23 protein-coding genes are annotated in these 18,985 nt (G+C 57.0%); all 23 read left to right on the top strand.

Annotated features, from left to right (window positions below; all coding sequences use genetic code 11):
• Nucleotides 1–81 precede the first annotated feature (81 nt).
• A complete protein-coding gene (gene mtrB, locus ACQ4N8_RS02095) occupies nucleotides 82–333 on the top strand; it encodes a trp RNA-binding attenuation protein MtrB (protein ID WP_430702659.1) in 252 nt (83 codons plus the stop codon).
• A gap of 114 nt (nucleotides 334–447) precedes the next feature.
• The gene (locus ACQ4N8_RS02090) at nucleotides 448–987 is read left to right on the top strand and encodes a hypothetical protein (protein ID WP_430702658.1); all 540 of its coding nucleotides are present in this window, start codon (nucleotides 448–450) and stop codon (nucleotides 985–987) included.
• Between the two features lie 217 nt (nucleotides 988–1,204).
• Nucleotides 1,205–2,077, top strand: a complete 873-nt coding sequence (locus ACQ4N8_RS02085) for a heptaprenyl diphosphate synthase component 1 (RefSeq protein WP_430702657.1) — start codon at nucleotides 1,205–1,207, stop codon at nucleotides 2,075–2,077.
• 11 nt (nucleotides 2,078–2,088) lie between these two features.
• Nucleotides 2,089–2,817, top strand: coding sequence for a demethylmenaquinone methyltransferase (locus ACQ4N8_RS02080; protein ID WP_430702656.1), 729 nt, complete (start codon nucleotides 2,089–2,091; stop codon nucleotides 2,815–2,817).
• Nucleotides 2,810–3,682 (top strand): UbiA-like polyprenyltransferase, encoded by an 873-nt coding sequence (locus ACQ4N8_RS02075; protein ID WP_430702655.1) that lies wholly within the window; start codon nucleotides 2,810–2,812, stop codon nucleotides 3,680–3,682. Before ACQ4N8_RS02080 ends, ACQ4N8_RS02075 begins: the two co-directional genes overlap by 8 nt.
• A complete protein-coding gene (locus ACQ4N8_RS02070) occupies nucleotides 3,682–4,299 on the top strand; it encodes a UbiX family flavin prenyltransferase (protein ID WP_430702654.1) in 618 nt (205 codons plus the stop codon). The genes ACQ4N8_RS02075 and ACQ4N8_RS02070 overlap by 1 nt, the downstream gene beginning before the upstream one ends.
• On the top strand, nucleotides 4,280–5,146 hold the full coding sequence (locus ACQ4N8_RS02065; RefSeq protein ID WP_430702653.1) for a menaquinone biosynthetic enzyme MqnA/MqnD family protein: 867 nt from the start codon (nucleotides 4,280–4,282) through the stop codon (nucleotides 5,144–5,146). The genes ACQ4N8_RS02070 and ACQ4N8_RS02065 overlap by 20 nt, the downstream gene beginning before the upstream one ends.
• Nucleotides 5,143–6,117: a polyprenyl synthetase family protein gene (locus ACQ4N8_RS02060; RefSeq protein ID WP_430702652.1), complete on the top strand. Its 975-nt coding sequence runs from the start codon at nucleotides 5,143–5,145 to the stop codon at nucleotides 6,115–6,117. The genes ACQ4N8_RS02065 and ACQ4N8_RS02060 overlap by 4 nt, the downstream gene beginning before the upstream one ends.
• Nucleotides 6,118–6,226: 109 nt before the next feature.
• Nucleotides 6,227–6,670: a nucleoside-diphosphate kinase gene (gene ndk / locus ACQ4N8_RS02055; RefSeq protein ID WP_430702651.1), complete on the top strand. Its 444-nt coding sequence runs from the start codon at nucleotides 6,227–6,229 to the stop codon at nucleotides 6,668–6,670.
• Nucleotides 6,661–7,494, top strand: a complete 834-nt coding sequence (locus tag ACQ4N8_RS02050) for a CheR family methyltransferase (protein WP_430702650.1) — start codon at nucleotides 6,661–6,663, stop codon at nucleotides 7,492–7,494. The genes ndk and ACQ4N8_RS02050 overlap by 10 nt, the downstream gene beginning before the upstream one ends.
• Before the next feature lie 160 nt (nucleotides 7,495–7,654).
• On the top strand, nucleotides 7,655–7,822 hold the full coding sequence (locus ACQ4N8_RS02045; RefSeq protein ID WP_430702649.1) for a hypothetical protein: 168 nt from the start codon (nucleotides 7,655–7,657) through the stop codon (nucleotides 7,820–7,822).
• 177 nt (nucleotides 7,823–7,999) lie between these two features.
• On the top strand, nucleotides 8,000–8,185 hold the full coding sequence (locus ACQ4N8_RS02040) for a hypothetical protein (protein ID WP_430702648.1): 186 nt from the start codon (nucleotides 8,000–8,002) through the stop codon (nucleotides 8,183–8,185).
• Nucleotides 8,178–9,509, top strand: a complete 1,332-nt coding sequence (locus tag ACQ4N8_RS02035; protein WP_430702647.1) for a hemolysin family protein — start codon at nucleotides 8,178–8,180, stop codon at nucleotides 9,507–9,509. The genes ACQ4N8_RS02040 and ACQ4N8_RS02035 overlap by 8 nt, the downstream gene beginning before the upstream one ends.
• Nucleotides 9,510–9,513: 4 nt before the next feature.
• Entirely contained in the window at nucleotides 9,514–9,702 is a 189-nt protein-coding gene (locus ACQ4N8_RS02030; RefSeq protein ID WP_430702646.1) for a hypothetical protein, read from the top strand.
• Between the two features lie 103 nt (nucleotides 9,703–9,805).
• Entirely contained in the window at nucleotides 9,806–10,975 is a 1,170-nt protein-coding gene (gene aroC / locus ACQ4N8_RS02025) for a chorismate synthase (protein ID WP_430702645.1), read from the top strand.
• Nucleotides 10,975–12,078: a 3-dehydroquinate synthase gene (gene aroB / locus ACQ4N8_RS02020; protein ID WP_430702644.1), complete on the top strand. Its 1,104-nt coding sequence runs from the start codon at nucleotides 10,975–10,977 to the stop codon at nucleotides 12,076–12,078. The genes aroC and aroB overlap by 1 nt, the downstream gene beginning before the upstream one ends.
• The gene (gene aroH, locus ACQ4N8_RS02015) at nucleotides 12,071–12,445 is read left to right on the top strand and encodes a chorismate mutase (protein WP_430702643.1); all 375 of its coding nucleotides are present in this window, start codon (nucleotides 12,071–12,073) and stop codon (nucleotides 12,443–12,445) included. Before aroB ends, aroH begins: the two co-directional genes overlap by 8 nt.
• Before the next feature lie 397 nt (nucleotides 12,446–12,842).
• Nucleotides 12,843–14,405: an anthranilate synthase component I gene (gene trpE / locus ACQ4N8_RS02010; protein WP_430702642.1), complete on the top strand. Its 1,563-nt coding sequence runs from the start codon at nucleotides 12,843–12,845 to the stop codon at nucleotides 14,403–14,405.
• 19 nt (nucleotides 14,406–14,424) lie between these two features.
• Nucleotides 14,425–15,465, top strand: coding sequence for an anthranilate phosphoribosyltransferase (gene trpD, locus ACQ4N8_RS02005; protein ID WP_430702641.1), 1,041 nt, complete (start codon nucleotides 14,425–14,427; stop codon nucleotides 15,463–15,465).
• Nucleotides 15,455–16,297, top strand: a complete 843-nt coding sequence (gene trpC / locus ACQ4N8_RS02000; RefSeq protein WP_430702640.1) for an indole-3-glycerol phosphate synthase TrpC — start codon at nucleotides 15,455–15,457, stop codon at nucleotides 16,295–16,297. The genes trpD and trpC overlap by 11 nt, the downstream gene beginning before the upstream one ends.
• Nucleotides 16,290–16,958 (top strand): phosphoribosylanthranilate isomerase, encoded by a 669-nt coding sequence (locus ACQ4N8_RS01995; protein WP_430702639.1) that lies wholly within the window; start codon nucleotides 16,290–16,292, stop codon nucleotides 16,956–16,958. Before trpC ends, ACQ4N8_RS01995 begins: the two co-directional genes overlap by 8 nt.
• The gene (gene trpB / locus ACQ4N8_RS01990; protein WP_430702638.1) at nucleotides 16,955–18,154 is read left to right on the top strand and encodes a tryptophan synthase subunit beta; all 1,200 of its coding nucleotides are present in this window, start codon (nucleotides 16,955–16,957) and stop codon (nucleotides 18,152–18,154) included. The genes ACQ4N8_RS01995 and trpB overlap by 4 nt, the downstream gene beginning before the upstream one ends.
• Nucleotides 18,151–18,972: a tryptophan synthase subunit alpha gene (trpA, locus tag ACQ4N8_RS01985; RefSeq protein ID WP_430702637.1), complete on the top strand. Its 822-nt coding sequence runs from the start codon at nucleotides 18,151–18,153 to the stop codon at nucleotides 18,970–18,972. Before trpB ends, trpA begins: the two co-directional genes overlap by 4 nt.
• Nucleotides 18,973–18,985: the final 13 nt, after the last annotated feature.

Raw genomic sequence — 18,985 nt, 5'->3', positions numbered from 1 at the left:
TCTCGTTCACGGCTTTTTCTTTTCGCGGGGGACGTAGAACTGTACGGAATCAGCTAAGATAAAGGGGGAGGCGCAGCCAATATGGACAACCAGCATGCAAGCGGGAACGAGCAAGGCTCCACCGGCGGGGATTATTTCGTCGTGAAGGCGAAAGAGCAGGGAGTTACCGTGATCGGACTGACCCGGGGCAAAGACACGCGGTTCCACCACACGGAGAAATTGGACAAAGGCGAGGTGCTGATTGCCCAATTCACCGACCATACGTCGGCCGTCAAGGTTCGCGGCAAAGCGCTCGTCTACACGAAGCACGGGATGATCGATACGGAAGAATGATTTTTCGATTTAGCAGGCATAGCCTGCTTTTTTTCTATGTACAATGGGGTATAGGAACTCTCGGACATGGGTGATGATACGGGTAATCCGAGCGTATTGAAGGGGGAGTGCCCCATGAAGCATAAAATCGTCATTCAGGCGATCCTGCTGACGTTCAGCTGTGCGTTGGTGTTGGCTGCCGTATCCTGGTTTAGCGAAAAAAGCGGGCATCCGCCGCATGCGGCGGCCGTGTTTGCCGGACAAAAACCTCCCGAATTAACCGACGGTAACCTCGTTGACGGGCTAGGCAGCCTTGAGCTCTCGGTACCGATCGCCAAGGCGGATTTGAATCGGGGCATCTTGTCCGTGGACCTGAAGGTGAGCGGAGACGACGTGAGTGAAGCGCGGCTGTACCAAGGGATGGCCGAAATGATCGACTTCGCGTTTGGGAAAACGAGCAACGTTGATCAACTTCTGCTGCGTCTCGTTGCCGAAGACCGCTGGCTGAGCACCAAATACCTGCTGCTGGCCGCCGATGTTCGCCGCAGCGAATTTACGTCGGAAGATCTGGCGGAACTGCGGCGTACAAGCGACGGGGAGATGCCCGAAGCCCTCCGCCAGCGCATGCGGGTAACCGAAACCCGGCTCTGGAAAACGCGATTTTTGGGCGAATGACGGGCGGTCTGCATGGCAAGCCTCGCCATTTTCGCGCGCTGCTTGCCATCACGGGAAGCGGCGCGTACTTTTTCTGTGCCGGAATCAGTTCCTGCCTCTGTGCGCAGTGAAATAACATATGCTATAATAGACAAGATTGTGACATCTTTATTAAAATGAAAGTCAAAAACAACCTCTTAAAATGAAGTGACAAGGACTAGCGGCTCGGAGGCAAAGGATGAAACCTTATCGCATAACAGAAATGGCAAATAAATATGTCAGTTATGACATGATCACCGCATACACGGCGCTTCCGGAATTTCCGGTGCCCCGTGTTCGTTTGCTTTATACGTTTTTGAACGACCGGGAGGGACATTCCCCGCAATCGGCGGAAACCTGCGCGCTCGCGGCTTTCCTCGTGCAGTTGGGTATGGATACCCATGATCAAATCGATCTCGAGGACGGGCTTGGCGAAGCGACGGAGGCGATGCGCTCCAGACAGCTGAAGGTGCTGGCCGGCGATTATTTCAGCGGCGTGTTTTACGACCTGCTCGCCCAAGCCGGCGAAATCGGCATGGTGCCTCTGATGAGCGCGGCCATCTGCGAGGCGAATCGTCTGAAGGTGGGGTTGTACAGCAAATTAAAGCGGATGGTGTTGCCCGCGGAAGAGTACTTGAAGGAATGCGTCCATGTCAAAATGGAGCTTTTTCTTTCTTTCACCCAGTTGCTGGACAAGTCCGTGCAACACCTGTGGCGGCTGCTGCTGACGGAATTAAGCCGCTGCGAGGTAATGCTTGACGAAATGCGGACGGCAAGCGAACCGCCGCAAGACCGAAAAGGGTACGCTTACTTGCGAATCATGGAATCGGGTACCTCCGAGGACAGGGACGCGATCTCCGGCCGAAAAGTGGGGGAGCGGGACTGGACGCTCCTGCTGGTGAAATATAGTATCAAAGAACAGCTGATGACCATGCTTCACCAGTCGGTGGATCATGTGCAATCGCTGTTGCATGAATGCAAGAAAGAAACGGCACGCACTGAGCTGAAAGCGATTCTCGAGCCATTTATCGCCGCGCTGTCGCCAGCGCGCCGTTCTGTGCAAGAAGGGTAGGTAGATAGCTGATGGGTCAATCGTCTTCATCCGAAACGAAGGAAAAGTTCGTCCATTCCGTTTTCGAGAGCATCGCGCCGAAATACGATATGATGAACGATTTATTAAGCTTTAGGCGGCATAAAGCCTGGCGGAAATTTACGATGGCTAAAATGAACATGTCCCCCGGGGACACGGCGATCGATTTATGCTGCGGGACCTGCGATTGGACGGTCAGCATGGCCGAAGCGAGCGGCGGACCGATTACAGGGCTCGATTTCAGCGAGAACATGCTGGAATTCGGCCGCCGCAAGGTGAGGGAGCGCCAGCTCGAGCAGAAAATTACCTTGATTCAGGGCAACGCCATGGAGCTGCCGTTTGCCGACGACGCGTTCGATTACGCCACCATCGGTTTCGGGCTGCGCAACGTGCCCGATTTGTACCAGGTGCTGCGGGAAATGAAGCGGGTCGTGAAGCCGGGAGGGATGGTCGTCTGCCTGGAATTGTCCAAGCCAACCTGGCAGCCTTTCAAGGGACTTTATTATTTTTACTTTCAAAAAGTACTTCCGATGCTTGGTAAGCTGGTAGCCAAACGGTATGAGCAATACAAGTGGCTGCCGGATTCGCTCGCGCAATTTCCCGGCCGTCCGGAGCTTGCAAGGATATTCCGGGAAACCGGATTGACCCAGGTTGAAGCGTATCCTTTGACCGGCGGAATCGCCGCCTTGCACATCGGAACGAAGGAGACGCATCATGGTTAAGAAAATCGTCGTTTTCCTGCAAATGATCAAGTTTGAACACACGGTATTCGCCTTGCCGTTCGCTTTCATGGGGGCCTTGCTGGGGGCCGAAGCGATCAACCACGAGCTGCCGTCCTGGGAACAGATCGGCTGGGTGCTACTGGCCATGTTCGGCGCCCGCAGCGCGGCGATGGGGCTGAACCGGCTGATCGACCGGGTCAGCGACGCCAAGAACCCTCGCACCGCAAACCGCGCCATTCCGGCCGGCCTGCTCAAAATCGGGGAAGTCGTCGTATTCGTCCTCGCTTCTTTCGCGCTATTGTTTTGGGCGGCGGCCGAATTGAACCCGCTCGCGTTAAAGCTGCTGCCGATTGCCGTCGTTATGCTGGTCTTTTATTCGTATACGAAACGCTTTACTTGGATGTGCCATATCGTGCTCGGCTTGACGATCGCGCTCGCCCCGCTGGGCGGCTGGGCGGCCGTAACCGGCAAAGTCGATTGGACCGCCATGGTGTTCTTCGCGACCATCACGTTTTGGATCGCCGGTTTTGACATCATTTATGCCTGCCAGGACGTGGAGTTCGATACGAAAGAGGGACTTTATTCGATACCTGTCCGTTTTGGCGTGGCCAAATCGCTGAAGATTGCCCAGGCCTTCCACATCATTACCGCGCTCGGCTTCATCGCCTTGCTGTTGATGACGGACCTCGGCTGGTGGTACATTGCCGGCATGATCATCGCATATATGATTTTGTTCTACGAGCACCATATCGTTTCGCCGGGCGATTTGAGCCGGCTGCAAACCGCCTTTTTTACTATGAACGGCGTGCTAAGCATCGTGGTCTTTTCCTTCACTTTGATTGATTTGGTGGTGCGTCATACCTGATGGACAGAAAAAAAACGATCGTAGTGGGCATCACCGGAGCCAGCGGTTCGATTTACGGCGTCAAGCTGATTGAGACGCTGCTGCAAATGGAATTTCTCGTACACCTTGTCGTTTCCAATGCCGGCTGGCGAGTGATCAAGGAGGAACTGGGCTGGAATACGACCGACCGCGAAGAGATGCTGCGCGACAAGTTCGGCAGCCTTCCGGGGAAATTGATGTATCATCCGATCGCCGATATCGGGGCCTCGATCGCCAGCGGCTCTTTTCTCACCTATGGCATGATCGTGATGCCTTGCTCGATGGGGACCTTGTCCTCCATTGCCAGCGGGGCCTCCGACAACCTGATGGCCCGGGCGGCGGACGTGATGCTGAAAGAGGGCCGGCCGCTGGTGCTGGTGCCGCGCGAAACGCCGCTGCACGCGATTCATCTGGAGAACATGCTGAAGCTGGCCCGGCTGGGCGTGCGGATCATCCCGGCGATGCCGGCGTTTTATTTCGGGCCGCAATCGATCGACGACCTCGTGGCTTTTTTGGTCGGCAAAGTTCTCGATAACTTGGGGATCGAGCACGCCCTATTCCGAAGATGGGGGGATCACAATGAACAACCGGGAGAATGACGACATCCTCATCGGACAAATCAAATACAGCAACGTATGGCCCGTATTCCATTATTTCGACGCGGCAAACCTGCCGCAGGCCAGCCGACTGGTCACCGAGGTACCTTCGAAGCTCAATCGCCGCATGCTCGGCGGGACGCTCGATATTTCCCCGGTGTCTTCTTTTGCTTTCGGTTACGGCTCGGAGCGGTTTATGCTGCTGCCGGACCTCTCCGTAAGCTCGGACGGCCCGGTCAATTCGATCCTGCTCTTCTCGCGGAAGCCGCCGGAACAAATCGCCGGAGGGAGAATCGCGCTGACGAATACGTCGGCCACCTCCGTGAACCTGCTCAAGATCATTATGGAAAAAGCCTACGGCGGCCAGCCGACCTACTGGGACAGCGAACCCGATCTGGACGCCATGATGGAACAAAGCGACGCGGCCTTATTGATCGGCGACCATGCCATCCAGGCCTCCTGGCGCGACCGCGGTTATATCGTCACGGATTTGGGGGAAGTCTGGAAAAGATGGACCGGTTACGGTATGACCTTCGCGGTGTGGGCCGTGCAGAAGTCGTTCGCCGAGGCGAACGGCGACTATTTGTCCGAGGTAACGTCGGCTTTTTCGGCCAGTAAGCACAAAAGCCTAAGCGATTTGACCCCTCTCGTGGCGAGGGCTTGCCGCGAGCTTGGCGGAACGGAGGAATATTGGCGGCATTATTTTGGAAATTTGTGTTATGATTTTAGCGAGCAGCGCCGGCAAGGCCTCGGTTTATATTTTGATTACGCCTACGAAATGGGCCTGCTGGAGCATCGGGTAGAGATGGAGATTTGGAGTCACAATTCGCTGACACGGGTGAAAGAATGAAACTATTGGATATTTTCGGCTCACTGAAAAAAGATATGGATTTCATCGAGCAGCAGCTGTACCGGAGCATCGATGGCGATGATGAGCTGCTGAGCGAAACGTCCCTGCATCTTCTGAAGGCAGGGGGAAAGCGGCTGCGTCCGATCTTCGTGCTGCTGGGCGGCAAGTTCGGGCAATACGATTTAAGCAGGCTGCAACATATCGCGGTACCGCTGGAGCTGATCCATTCGGCATCGCTTGTGCATGACGACGTCATTGACGATGCCGATACGCGGCGGGGCAAGGCGACCGTCAAGTCCAAATGGGACAACCGGATCGCCATGTATACCGGCGACTACATTTATGCCAAAGCGCTGATGCAGGTCTCGGAGCTTGGGAACCCGTACATACACCGGATTTTGGCCAAAGCGATGGTGCAGATGTCGATCGGGGAGATGGAGCAGATCCGCGATTTCTTCAACACGGAGCAGAACGCGAGAAATTATTTGCTGCGGATTCGCCGCAAAACGGCGCTGCTGATCGCCATCAGTTGTCAACTGGGCGCGATGGCGGCGGATGCTCCGGCCAAAGTGAACTCATTGCTTTATAGATACGGATACAATGTCGGCATGGCCTTTCAGATCCGCGACGATCTGCTGGACTTGCTCGGAACGGAGAAGACGATCGGCAAACCGCCGGGCAGCGACATGCGGCAGGGGAATATCACGTTGCCGGTCATTTTCGCTTTGCAGGAGCCGAAGCTCCGGGAGCCGTTGCTGCGGGAAATTCGCGGCATTCAGGCCGGCGACGGCAGTGGGGACGTATCGCGGGCAATCGAGTTGATCCATACCAGCCCCGGAATAGGGCGGGCGGAGACATTGGCGGACCGCTTTATCGATAAAGCGCTGGCAGCCCTGGAGGGCCTGCCGGAGAAGGGTCCGCGGGCTCATTTGCAGGAGATTGCCCGCTTCGTCAATAAACGCTCCTATTGAAGCTTAACGGTTTCGCTTTTTTCTGGTAAAATGCAGGTGAAACCGCCTTCTTGGAACAAAAAGGGCGTTGTTTCATTACTCGATGTTGATTATTTTCGGGAGGGGAACCATGGAAAGAACGTTTTTAATGGTTAAACCAGACGGTGTGCAGCGCGGGCTGGTCGGCAGAATCATCAGCCGGTTCGAGGATAAAGGTTTTCAACTGGTCGCAGGCAAGTTGGCCCAGGTCACAGAAGCCCAGGCGAAAAAGCATTACGCGGAGCACGAGGGAAAACCTTTTTTTGACGAATTGGTCGGCTTCATTACTTCCGGGCCGGTATTCGCCATGGTATGGGAGGGCGATGACGTCATTGCTTTATCCCGCATGGTCATCGGCAAGACGAAAGTAACGGAGGCGCTTCCCGGAACGATTCGCGGCGACTTTGCCGCCCATACACCGTTTAATCTGATTCATGGTTCCGACGGAGCGGAAAGCGCGGAACGGGAAATCGCCAATTTCTTCGCGCCGCAAGAGCTCGTGAAGTACGAACGAAGCGTGAGTCCATGGATATAAACCGGACATTCCCCGATCTTCCACGGGCAGACAACGCAGAGACGGCAGCGGATCCAGATTATCTCGGTTTTATCCGGAGCATCAAAAAAAGCACGGGCATCGATTTGGCCCAATACAAGGAAGCGCAAATGAAGCGGCGTTTGACGACGCTGCGGAACAAAAGCGGCTATGCCACGTTTGCGGATTTTTATACGGCGATGATGAGCAACAAGCCGCTGTTTTATGAGTTTTTGGACAAGATGACGATCAACGTGTCCGAATTCTGGCGCAACCCGAACCGCTGGGAAGTCCTGCGGGACATGGTGCTGCCGGAGCTGTCGGCGGGCAAGGCGAAGCTCAAGGTATGGAGCGCGGCTTGCTCCACGGGCGAAGAGCCCTACACGCTGTCGATGATCCTCGCGGATTTTGGGCTGCTGCCCAGCACCTATTTGCTGGCGACGGATATCGATGACGGGGCGCTTGCCAAGGCACAGGAAGGCCTGTATCTGGAGCGCTCGCTCAAGGATGTGCCGAAAGATGTGGCCGACCGGTATTTTTCGCCGGAGGGGGCGATGTTCCGGTTTGATCCCAAGCTGAAAAGGGCGGTCACCTTCAAGAAGCAAAACCTGCTGCTCGACTCGTTCGAGGAAGGTTTCGATCTGATCGTCTGCCGCAACGTCATGATTTATTTCACGGAAGAAGCAAAGCAAGGGCTTTATCACAAGTTTTCCGGGGCGCTCCGTCCCGGCGGCGTCCTGTTCGTAGGCAGTACGGAGCAAATTTTCTCCCCGGGCCAATATCATCTGGAAGCGGCGGACACGTTCTTTTATCGCAAGAAAGCCTAGGAGTTTATCGCTGGCAAGTACTACGCTTCCCAGAGCTGCTTCGTGATACTAGAAGCCGATTATCGGCTTCATAGCGTCGAGAAGGTTGGATGAAGCCGGATTGTATAATCCAACTTGATCTATCCTATACTTGGACCATAAGGTCATTGGAGGTCAGGTCATGGACAAGCGAAAAGTGATCGAAGCTTACCGGCGGGGATTTCTGACGCCGCAGGAGTGCGCGCAAGTGCTGGGAATCGAAGGTTCGCACCTGAAGCGAATGCTCGAGGACTTCCCGGCGGATCCGCGGCGCCCTTCCGCCTTGGATAACCAGCCGGCTTCGGGTTAAGGCCCTGAAGGTACGGGAGAACGGGTGACGGTTGGTTGGGGCCTGCGTCGCGATTTCCGCCTTTGCGGGCGGGGAGAACGGCGCTTTTTGCCGTTCCGGGCAGCCCGGCATTCTTGACATCGGACGCAGTTACTCCATATAATATGGCTAAGTTTATGTCAGGAAGAGGTTTCATTCATGAGTGATTTGGACGACCCGGAGAGTAGCCGCTTGAACCAATTGAATAACGGTAATTCCCGATGGATTATAGGCATAACCTGCGTCAGGCTTTTGACGGCGGGTTATGCCTTTTTGCGCATAGGCGCAGCCAGGGAACCGCAAACTAAACCGGGAAAATTTCTGGAGGTGTGCTTTTTTGTTTGAGATATTGATTATTCTTATTCTAATTTTGATTAACGCATTTTTTGCCGCATCGGAAATTGCCTTGATCTCGCTGAACGATAACAAAATGAAAGCGATGGCCCTGCAAGGCCACCGAAAGGCGAAGGTGATCGTCGGTTTGCTGGGGGAACCGAGCAAGTTTCTCGCGACGATCCAGATCGGGATCACGCTGGCCGGATTTTTCGCCAGTGCATTTGCCGGGGAGAGCTTTGCCGGCGAGCTGGCCGCTTACCTGACTGGAATCGGGGTGCCGATTCCGCCTAACGCGCTGAGCACGATCTCGCTGGTCGTCATTACGCTGCTGCTTTCCTATTTCCAACTGGTCCTCGGCGAATTGGTTCCCAAACGCGTAGCGATGAAAAAAGCCGAAGCAATGGCGATGTTCGCGGCGACGACGTTGTCGGTCCTGTCGAAGGTTACCGCGCCGTTCGTGAAGCTGCTCACCGCATCCACCAACCTGCTTGTCCGTCTGTTCGGGATCGATCCGAATGCCAACGATGAAGAGGTCTCCGAAGAGGAAATCCGCATGATGCTGGATACGGGAGCGGAAATGGGGACGATCCAGCCGAGCGAAAAGCTGATGATCAACAATATTTTCGACTTCGACAATCTGACCGTGTCCGATATTATGACCCACCGGATCGATGTGGTAGCCATCCCCGTGGATGCCGACCAGCACACGGTGGCGGAAATCGCCGACAAGGAGCAGTATACGCGCTTTCCCGTATATGAGGATACGGTGGATAATCTGATCGGGATCTTGCACAGCAAGGACCTGATCCGTTATTTGCGGAACGGCGAGCAGGAGAATTGGAATCTGCAGGAGTTGGCGACTCCGCCTTATTTCATTCCGGTCTCGAAAAAAACCAATGAGCTGTTCGAGGAGATGCAGCAAAACCGCATCCATATGGCCATCGTCGTGGACGAATACGGCGGTACCGCCGGGATCGTTACGATGGAAGATCTGCTCGAGGAAATCGTCGGCAACATTTATGACGAACATGATGAGAAGGAGCTGGAATTCGAGCGGATCGGGGAGGACAGTTATCTATTCAGCGGGACGATGTCCCTTGACGATGCCCAGGACGTATTGGGGATTTCGTTGCCTCTGGAGGATTTCGATACGCTCAGCGGATTTATGATCGGGCAGCTCAAACGCATTCCGACGATCCACGAGAAGCCGGAATTCGAATACGGCGGATATGTATTCGCCGTACGCGAGGTTGGGCAGCACCGCATCCGCAAGCTGGCGGTCGCCAAGAAAAACGATACGCCCGTATTGAGAGATGCGGTGCAGGAGGGTTAAAACAATGTTTGGCGGCGGGCAAGCGCGCGAGTTGTTATCCGGCTGGTTAGCTTTCGTTTTTTTGCAGAAATATCCACCACTGCGAATCGAAGCCGTCGAGGTTGATTTCGCGGCAGCCCTTCAAGCGCACTATGATTTTTATCCAATCCGCCACCGCCGGGCGGAGAGGAAGAAGAAATTCCCGCAATGTTGAATCACCACGTGACAGAATGCAGCGATAAATATTATAATGAGCAAAGATATGATCGGATTTTAGCTCTTTACAGTTTAACAGTTTAAAGGGGGAACGCAACATCATGAGTTTACGTTACTTAACAGCCGGGGAGACGCATGGTCCCCAGTTGACTGCGATTATCGAGGGATTGCCGAGCCATTTGCAGCTTGATTTCGAGGCGCTCAATTTTGAGCTGGCCCGCCGCCAAAAAGGATACGGCCGCGGCCGTCGGATGCAAATCGAGAAAGATACCGCGCAAATCGTCGGCGGCGTACGCCACGGCTATACGACCGGAGCGCCGGTAGCGCTGGTCGTGGAGAATAACGACTGGAAGCATTGGCAGAAAATCATGAATATCGAACCGGTCGAAGGCACCGACGAGGAGAAGCGCAGAGTGCACCGTCCCCGTCCCGGACATGCCGATTTGAACGGCGGATTGAAATATGGCTTGAAGGATCTGCGCAACGTGCTGGAACGGTCGAGCGCGCGGGAAACCGCCATTCGCGTGGCCGTCGGGGCGGTGGCCAAGCAACTGCTCGAACGGTTTGGCATCCGCGTCGCCGGGCATGTGATCCGGATCGGCGAGATCGTAGCGCCTGCGCACAATCTGCCGTTAGCCGAATTGGCGCGGGTGACCGAAGCTTCTTCGGTCCGCGTAGCGGATAGCGATACGGAGAAGAAAATGGAAGCCTACATCGACAAAATCAAAGAGGAGGGCGACTCCATCGGTGGGATCGTCGAATGCATCGTGGAAGGCGTGCCGGTCGGACTCGGCAGCCACGTGCAATACGACCGCAAGCTGGACGGGCGAATCGCCCAGGCGGTTATGTCGATCAATGCGTTCAAGGGCGTCGAGATCGGCATCGGCTTTGAAGCCGGCACCCTGCCGGGCTCCAAGGTCCACGATGAAATCCTGTACAGCCAGGAGCGCGGCTATTACCGGGCAACCAACCGGCTTGGCGGTTTTGAAGGCGGCATGACGAACGGGATGCCGGTCGTGGTGCGCGGCGTCATGAAGCCGATTCCGACGCTTTACAAGCCGCTGCAAAGCGTTGACATCGACACCCGCGAAGCCTTTGCCGCACAAGTGGAGCGCTCGGATGCTTGCGCCGTGCCAGCGGCAAGCGTCGTACTCGAGCATGTCGTGGCTTGGGAAATCGCCAAAGCCTTCCTGGAGAAATTCGGCGGCGACTCGATTCAGGAGATCGAGCGGAATTACCAGGGCTACCTGGCGCAATTGGTGAATTACTGATGAGAACGCTGCGGGTGGATTTGGGCGAACGTTCCTATCCGATTTATATTGGCAGCGGGTTGCTTGGCAAGGCGGGCGAGTTTTTCGAACAGCATAAGCTGACCGCCAAAAGTCCGGTGCTGATCGTGACCGACGAGCATGTCGCTCCGAAGTATTTGGCCACCGTCGAAGCTTCGCTGCACGCCAAAGGCTACCGGACCGTCAGCAAGGTCGTCAAAGCCGGCGAAAAATCCAAATCGCTGGACGTCTACGAGGAAGTGATGACCGCAGCGATCGAAGGCGGCTTGGACCGCCGTTCGGCAGTCGTAGCGCTGGGCGGCGGGGTGGTAGGCGATCTGGCCGGTTTCGTGGCCGCGACCTATATGCGCGGCGTGCCGTTCGTGCAGATGCCGACGACGATCCTGGCGCATGACAGCAGCGTCGGCGGGAAGGTGGCGGTCAACCATCGGCTGGCCAAAAACATGATCGGCGCGTTCCATCAGCCGGATATGGTGCTCTATGACGTGGACAGCCTGCAAAGCTTGCCGCCGCGAGACGTTCGTGCCGGATTGTCGGAAATGATCAAGCACGGCTTGATCTGGGACGCGGCCTTCACGGACTGGTGCCGCGAGCATACGGCCGATCTCCTGGCCCTAGATCCCGAGGCGTTGTCCTATGGACTGACGCAAGGCTGCTCCATCAAAGCCCAGGTCGTGTCGGTGGATGAACGGGAGCAAGGCCTCCGCGCGATCCTCAATTTGGGCCATACGCTGGGCCATGCGATCGAAGCGATCGGCGGATACGGCGAGTTCGTGCACGGCGAAGCGATTTCGGTCGGAATGGCTGCGGCGGCGAAGCTGGCGGTTAACCGGGGCAGGGACCGTTCGATTTACGAGGATACGGTATCCGTCCTTCAGGGCTTTGGGCTGCCGACCGCGATGCCGGGCCATTTAAGCGAAAACGCGCTGATCGGGGCCATGATGCACGACAAGAAGTTCAAGGAGCAGCAAATGGTGTTTATTTTGCCGGTGGCCCTCGGGCAGGTGGAGATCGTGTCCGACGTGACGCTGGACGAGGTGCGCCGGGTCATCGCCGAACTGAAAGAGGAGGAACCGCATGTATAACCGAGGAATCCGCGGAGCGACGACGGTGTCCCGCAACGAGGAACAGGATATTTTGGAAGCCACGGCCGTCTTGCTGAAGGAAATCGTGGAACGCAACGAAATCGAACCCGAGGATATTTGCAGCGTCTGGATCACGGTTACGCCGGATCTGGATGCGACCTTTCCGGCGCGAGCCATCCGCGGCCTTAACGGCTGGGATATGGTCCCCTTGATGTGCTCCACCGAAATTCCCGTCAAAGGCGCCTTGACCCAATGCATTCGCCTTTTGATTCAGGTCAATACCAACAAGGGCCAAAGGGACATGAAGCATGTGTATTTGAACGAGGCCAAGAGCCTGCGCCCCGACTTAAGCGTCTCCGGATCTTAAGCGGAGAGCCGGAGACGGCAAACCGGGGGTTGCCAAACGGGTAAACGATAAGGTATAGTAATTTTAAGATTTTTAGTTTAGTGAGCTTATGGGATTCAAGATTAGGTCATTAGAGCTGAGTAGAGAATAGTTGAGATGAGCAGAGTTTAGTTGAGCGAATGGTCTGTTTCCGTTTGCGCGATAGGTGTCAATCGGCCTGCAAAGCCAGGGTGCCGGTGTGGTCCTTCCTCCAGGGATGGATACCCGCTGCATGCAACCTGATTTGGCGAGGCATGTTTTTGACGCGGCGCGATTTCTCGGATCCACGGCATTCCCTGATAAACCGCAAATCCAGAACCTCTACTTCGGTAGAGGTTTTTTTATTTGGCTAAAACCATTCGAAAAGGAAGTGAAAGACATGGCAACCCCGCAAGTAGAACAGGTCATTGCTTTGGCGAACGAGTACAATCTGATACCGATCACCCGCACGCTGCTCGCCGATATGGAGACGCCGATCCGGATTTTTCGCCGCATCGCCCAGCGGGAACGGGCATTTTTGCTGGAGAGCGTGGAGGGTGGCAGCAAATGGGCGCGTTACTCCTTCATCGGCACGGACCCGTTCCTGATGATCTCGGCGAAAAAGGGGGAGGTCGTCCTCGAACGCGAGGGCGGCAAAGAGCGTCTGCGCTCGACGAAACCCCTCGAAGAGCTGAAGGCGATCCTGCGGGGATACCGCAGTCCGAAGCTTCCGGAAATGCCGCCGTTTACCGGCGGGGCGATCGGGTTTTTCGGCTACGATCTGCTGCAATACTACGAGAAGCTGCCGGCGCATCGGGTCGACGATTTGAACATGCAGGATATGCAATTCATGTTCTGCGATCAGGTGATCGTGTTCGACCACGTGAAGCAGCGGATCCTGCTGGTGTCCAACGTGCATGTGAAAGCGGGCGACCGCGACGAGGATATCCGCGAAGCCTATGCACTGGCGGAACGGAGGCTTGATGAAGCGGCCGATCTGCTGCAGCAGGAAGGTCCGGGGGAAAGCTTCAACCGCCGGCCGATGCCGTCGGTAACCGATCTCGGCGACGTCCGTTCCAACCTGACGAAGGAGCAGTTTATAGCGAATGTGGAGAAAGGGAAGGAATACATCCGCGCGGGCGATATTTTTCAAGTGGTATTGTCCCAACGGTTCCATATCGAAACGGAGGTTGATCCGCTTCATGTATACCGCGTGCTCCGCACGTTAAACCCTTCGCCATACATGTATTACCTCAAGCTGGATGAAGAGATCATCGTCGGGACCTCTCCGGAGGCCCTGGTCAAAGTGGAGAACGGCCGGGTGGAGACCCGCCCGATCGCCGGAACGAGACCGCGGGGAGCGACGGAGGAGGCCGACCTGGCACTGGAGGCGGAACTGCTGCAGGACGACAAGGAACGGGCCGAGCACCTCATGCTCGTCGATCTGGGCCGCAATGATTTGGGCCGGGTTTCCGATTTCGGCAGCGTGAAATGCGAATCGTACATGGAGATTGAACGGTATTCCCACGTGATGCATATGGTCTCCAAAGTGTCGGGGCAACTGCGGGCCGATAAAGACTTCTTCGACGCCTTCCTCTCCTGCCTGCCGGCCGGGACGGTCTCGGGAGCGCCGAAGCTGCGGGCGATGGAGATCATCGCCGAGCTCGAACGCGAAGCGCGCGGCACGTATGCCGGGGCGATCGGGTATCTGGGCTTCTCAGGGAACATGGATTCCTGCATCACGATCCGTACGATCGTGTTCAAGCGGGGCAAAGCGTATGTGCAAGCCGGCGGAGGGATCGTGTGGGATTCCATCCCGGAGAACGAATACCAGGAGTCGGTGAATAAAGCCAAGGCGCTGTTGACGGCGATCCGCACCGCCGAGCTGATGTTTCCGCCCGCGGTCCAAACGGACGACGTCATTAATCAGGACTATCTGTTCGAATATACCCCGGGAAAATAAAGAGAGGAGCGAATTAACAATGACGGGACTGCAAACGGTACAGGCCGGAATCGGCCGCCTGATCGAAGGGCAAAATTTGGGGCGGGACGAAGCCCGCGGGATGATGCAGGCGATCATGAACGGCGAGTCGACGCCGGCGCAAATCGGCAGCCTGCTGACGGCGCTGCGGATCAAAGGGGAGACCGTCGAGGAGATCACTGGTTTTGCGGAAGCGATGCGCGGCGCCTCCAGCCGGATCGATACGGAAACGCGGCAACTCCTGGATACCTGCGGCACCGGAGGATCGGGAATTCATAAAATCAACGTATCGACTACGGCCGCGATCGTCGCCGCATCCGTATCGGTGCGGGTGGCCAAACACGGCAACCGCTCGGCCTCGGGCCGCTCGGGCAGCGCCGACGTGCTTGAAGCGCTTGGCGTGAACATCCATCTGGACGCGTCCCAAGCCAAACGATGCCTGGACGATATCGGCATTTGCTTCATGTTTGCGCAGCTGTACCATCCGTCGATGAAGCATGCGGCCGGTCCGCGCAAAGAACTGGGCATCCGGACGGTGTTCAACATGCTTGGCCCGCTGACCAACCCGGCGGGCGCGGATCGTCAGGTGCTGGGCATCTACGACGGCGGCAAAACCGCCACGATCGCCGAAGTGCTGCGGGAGCTGGGCTCCAGACGGGCGCTGGTCGTCAGCAGCCGGGAGGGGTTGGACGAAATCAGCATTTCTTCGCCGACCCGGGTATCCGAATTGAGGGATGGCGTCGTGACCACCTACGATATGCAGCCGGAGGATTTGGGGCTGCGCACGTATCCGATCGGCGAAATGACCGGCGGCGATCCGCAGACGAATGCCGCCATCGTGAATCGTGTGCTGCAAGGAGAAAAAGGCGCATACCGGGATGTGGTCTTGGCGAATGCGGGAGCCTGCGTTTATGTCGCCGGCCTGGCGGACAGCGTTCGCGAGGGCGTGGCCATTGCCGCGGAAGCGATCGACGCGGGAAAGGCGCTGGGCAAGTTGGAGCAGCTTATTCAAACGACGGGGGAATTAAGCTATGTATCTTGAGCGGATCGTAGAAACGAAAAAAGGCGAAGTCGAACGATTGGCGGCAACCTTGTCTTTGGCGGATGCGGAACGGCGCATCGCGCAGTTGGCCGGGACGCGAGGTTTTCACCGCGCGCTGGCGGCAGGACGAAAGCGCGAAATGGGCTTGATCGCCGAAGTGAAGAAGGCGTCGCCGTCCAAAGGGCTGATTCGTCCGGATTTTCATCCGGCGGAGTTGGCTAAGGATTATGAAGCGGCGGGGACGGATTGCATTTCCGTGTTGACCGATGAAACTTATTTCCAGGGCAGCGCTTCGTATTTGAGCGCGATCCGCGAAGCGGTAAGCGTACCGCTCCTGCGCAAAGATTTCGTGATCGACGCCCGGCAGATTTACGAGGCGCGGCTGCTTGGCGCGGATGCCGTGCTGTTGATCGTGGCTATCCTGAGCGATCGGCAGCTGCGCGATTATTTGGCGTTGGCGAAGGCGCTGGGACTGGATGCGCTCGTCGAAGTCCACGACTCCGAGGAACTGGAGCGCACTCTGGCGCTCGGAACGGCGGAGCTGATCGGCATTAACAACCGGAACCTGCGGACGTTCGAGGTGTCGCTGGAAACGACGGCCGCACTGGCCGCGCTGGTACCGCCGCAAGTGACGCTGATTAGCGAGAGCGGGATCCGGACGCGAGAAGATATCGCCTATCTAAAGAATAGCGGCGCGCATGGCGTGCTGGTCGGCGAAACCTTCATGCGCCGGGAGTACGTCGGCGAAGCGGTGGAAGAGCTGATGGGTCCTCCGGTGCGTAGGGCAGAAACGTCTGGGAAAATCCCGGAAGGGACGCCGTACCATGGATGAAGTAGCCGTAAAAATTTGTGGACTTCAAAGCGTTGAAGTGCTAAAATCTATGAAGAACTTACCCGTGGATTATGTCGGTTTCGTATTTGCGAGAAGCAAACGCCAAATCAGCGGCGGCCGGGCAGCGGAGCTGCTTCCCGTGCTTCGTGAATGGAGCGGCGGGGCGGTTCCGCAAAGCGTTGGCGTGTTCGTCAACCCCACCCTGGAGGAACTGGGCGAAGTGCTGCGGCAAGCGCCCTTGGATATCGTGCAGCTCCACGGCACGGAAAGCCCGTTCTTCTGCCGCGAAGTCAAGGCCGCTTTTGGCGTCAACATCTTTAAGGCTTTTTCCGTGAAAGCGGATGGCACGGTCCACGGCGGAGCGGCTTTGAACGCCTATGACGGCGTTCTGGACGGGCTGCTGGTCGATACGTACGATCCGAAGTACGGAGGAGGCTCGGGCGTTACCTTTGCCTGGTCGGCCGCGGAGCCGTACCGTCGTTGGGCCGGGGACCGGGGAATTCCGTTCCTTGCCGCCGGCGGGCTGCACCCCGGCAATGTAGGGGACCTGATCGGGGCGCTGCAGCCGGACGGCGTTGACGTATCAAGCGGCGTGGAGACCGACGGCGTTAAAGATATCGCGAAAGTGACAGCATTCGTAGAGAGGGTGAAGGGAAGATGAAGCAGGTACCGGATGAGCAGGGGCGGTTCGGCCCTTTTGGCGGTCGCTACGTGCCGGAAACGCTAATGAACGCTTTGATCGAACTGGAAGAGTCCTATTTAAAATACAAAGATGATCCCGATTTTCAGCAGGAGATCAACTATTTGCTGAAGCAGTATTCCGGGCGGGAGACGCCGCTGTATTACGCCGAACGTCTGACCGAGCACCTGGGCGGGGCGAAAATCTATTTGAAGCGCGAGGATTTGAACCATACGGGCGCCCATAAAATCAACAATGCCATCGGCCAGGGAATTCTGGCCAAACGAATGGGCAAGCAAAAAGTGATCGCCGAAACGGGCGCCGGCCAGCATGGTGTGGCTACCGCGACGGTCGCCGCGCTGCTCGGCCTGGAGTGCAAGGTATTTATGGGCGAGGAGGACACGAAACGCCAGCAGCTGAACGTCTTTCGGATGAAGCTGCTCGGAGCGGAAGTCATTCCGGTGATGTCCGGCACGCGAACGTTGAAGGATGCTTGCAACGAGGCCCTGCGCTACTGGGTCAGCAACGTGCAGGACACGTTTTACATCCTCGGGTCGGCGACCGGCCCGCATCCGTATCCGATGATGGTGCGGAATTTCCAGCGCATTATCGGCGACGAAACAAGGGCGCAGATACTGCAAGCCGAAGGACGGCTGCCTCAGATGCTCGTCGCCGCCGTCGGCGGCGGGAGCAACGCGATCGGCATGTTCTATCCTTTCATCGAAGACAAGGAGGTGCGGCTTGTGGGCGTGGAGGCTGCAGGGAGAGGCATCGACACCGATTTCCATGCCGCCACGATGACCAAGGGGACCAAAGGGGTATTCCAAGGCTCGATGAGCTATCTGTTGCAGGACGAACACGGCCAGGTGCAGCCGGCCCACTCGATTTCCGCCGGGCTGGATTATCCGGGCATCGGTCCGGAGCATTCCTATTTGAAGGACATCGAGCGCGCCCGTTATTATCCGATTACCGACCGCGAAGCGCTGGATGCGCTGCAGTTGCTCAGCCGGACCGAAGGAATCATCCCGGCGCTGGAATCGGCGCATGCGGTGGCCCAGGTCGTGAAGATGGCCCCCGCCATGAACCGCGACGACCTGGTCGTCATTTGCTTGTCCGGCCGCGGCGATAAGGACGTGGAATCGATCATGGCATATACGGAAGGCGGGGAAGCAATATGAGCAAGGCGGGAGCCAATATGCTGGACGAAACGTTTGCCAAGCTGAAGGCGGCGGGGAAAACGGCTTTAATTCCGTTTATAACGGTCGGCGATCCCGACCCGGAAACGACGCTCGACCTATTGACCTTATTGGAGGAGGCCGGCGCCGATATCGTGGAGCTGGGCGTTCCTTACTCTGACCCGCTCGCGGACGGTCCGGTCATCCAGAGAGCTTCGGAGCGGGCGCTGGTTCACGGGATCACGGTCGATTCCTGCATCCGGACGGCCGCTGCGGCCCGGGAACGGGGCATCCGCCTGCCGTTCGTCCTGTTTACGTACTATAATCCCGTAATGCAGCTGGGCTTGGAGCGCTTTTTTGCGCAGGTTGCGGATGCGGGGATCAGCGGGTTGATCATTCCCGACCTGCCGTTCGAAGAGTCGGAGGAGGTGCTGGCGTTGGCGGATGCCGCTAACGTCCAGCTGATACCGCTCGTCGCGCCGACGTCCAGCGGCCGGATCGCGCAGATCCTGTCGCGGGCCCGGGGGTTCGTCTACTGCGTTTCCTCGCTGGGCGTTACCGGGGAGCGGGCTTCTTTTCACGCGCAGGTGGATGAATTCATCGCTTCGGTTAAGACCCAAACCGATTTGCCCGTGGCCGTCGGCTTCGGCATTTCGAGCCGGGAACAGGTGGAGCGGTTTGCCGGGATTTGCGACGGCGCGGTCGTCGGCAGCGCGATCGTGCGCAAAATCGAAGATAGCCTGCCGCTATTGGCGAATAAGTCGACCCGTGAACAGGGATTGTTGCAAATTCGTGACTTTGTGGCACAATTGAGAATATAACATCGCTGGAACA

This window comes from Paenibacillus macerans, from assembly GCF_050565405.1.
Lineage (GTDB): Bacteria > Bacillota > Bacilli > Paenibacillales > Paenibacillaceae > Fontibacillus > Fontibacillus macerans_B.
This window is presented reverse-complemented; position numbering and strand designations above follow the sequence as displayed.

Bases quoted from the DNA above. Each gene is read 5' to 3' on its own strand.
- ACQ4N8_RS02090 (WP_430702658.1), top strand. From the start codon at position 448: ATGAAGCATAAAATCGTCATTCAGGCGATCCTGCTGACGTTCAGCTGT.
- trpC (WP_430702640.1), top strand. From the start codon at position 15,455: ATGTATCTTGAGCGGATCGTAGAAACGAAAAAAGGCGAAGTCGAACGA.
- ndk (WP_430702651.1), top strand. From the start codon at position 6,227: ATGGAAAGAACGTTTTTAATGGTTAAACCAGACGGTGTGCAGCGCGGG.
- trpE (WP_430702642.1), top strand. From the start codon at position 12,843: ATGGCAACCCCGCAAGTAGAACAGGTCATTGCTTTGGCGAACGAGTAC.
- aroH (WP_430702643.1), top strand. From the start codon at position 12,071: ATGTATAACCGAGGAATCCGCGGAGCGACGACGGTGTCCCGCAACGAG.
- ACQ4N8_RS02040 (WP_430702648.1), top strand. From the start codon at position 8,000: ATGAGTGATTTGGACGACCCGGAGAGTAGCCGCTTGAACCAATTGAAT.
- mtrB (WP_430702659.1), top strand. From the start codon at position 82: ATGGACAACCAGCATGCAAGCGGGAACGAGCAAGGCTCCACCGGCGGG.
- ACQ4N8_RS02080 (WP_430702656.1), top strand. From the start codon at position 2,089: ATGGGTCAATCGTCTTCATCCGAAACGAAGGAAAAGTTCGTCCATTCC.
- ACQ4N8_RS02065 (WP_430702653.1), top strand. From the start codon at position 4,280: ATGAACAACCGGGAGAATGACGACATCCTCATCGGACAAATCAAATAC.
- trpA (WP_430702637.1), top strand. From the start codon at position 18,151: ATGAGCAAGGCGGGAGCCAATATGCTGGACGAAACGTTTGCCAAGCTG.
- aroC (WP_430702645.1), top strand. From the start codon at position 9,806: ATGAGTTTACGTTACTTAACAGCCGGGGAGACGCATGGTCCCCAGTTG.
- ACQ4N8_RS02075 (WP_430702655.1), top strand. From the start codon at position 2,810: ATGGTTAAGAAAATCGTCGTTTTCCTGCAAATGATCAAGTTTGAACAC.
- aroB (WP_430702644.1), top strand. From the start codon at position 10,975: ATGAGAACGCTGCGGGTGGATTTGGGCGAACGTTCCTATCCGATTTAT.
- ACQ4N8_RS02050 (WP_430702650.1), top strand. From the start codon at position 6,661: ATGGATATAAACCGGACATTCCCCGATCTTCCACGGGCAGACAACGCA.
- trpD (WP_430702641.1), top strand. From the start codon at position 14,425: ATGACGGGACTGCAAACGGTACAGGCCGGAATCGGCCGCCTGATCGAA.
- ACQ4N8_RS02070 (WP_430702654.1), top strand. From the start codon at position 3,682: ATGGACAGAAAAAAAACGATCGTAGTGGGCATCACCGGAGCCAGCGGT.
- trpB (WP_430702638.1), top strand. From the start codon at position 16,955: ATGAAGCAGGTACCGGATGAGCAGGGGCGGTTCGGCCCTTTTGGCGGT.
- ACQ4N8_RS02045 (WP_430702649.1), top strand. From the start codon at position 7,655: ATGGACAAGCGAAAAGTGATCGAAGCTTACCGGCGGGGATTTCTGACG.
- ACQ4N8_RS02060 (WP_430702652.1), top strand. From the start codon at position 5,143: ATGAAACTATTGGATATTTTCGGCTCACTGAAAAAAGATATGGATTTC.
- ACQ4N8_RS02030 (WP_430702646.1), top strand. From the start codon at position 9,514: ATGTTTGGCGGCGGGCAAGCGCGCGAGTTGTTATCCGGCTGGTTAGCT.
- ACQ4N8_RS01995 (WP_430702639.1), top strand. From the start codon at position 16,290: ATGGATGAAGTAGCCGTAAAAATTTGTGGACTTCAAAGCGTTGAAGTG.
- ACQ4N8_RS02085 (WP_430702657.1), top strand. From the start codon at position 1,205: ATGAAACCTTATCGCATAACAGAAATGGCAAATAAATATGTCAGTTAT.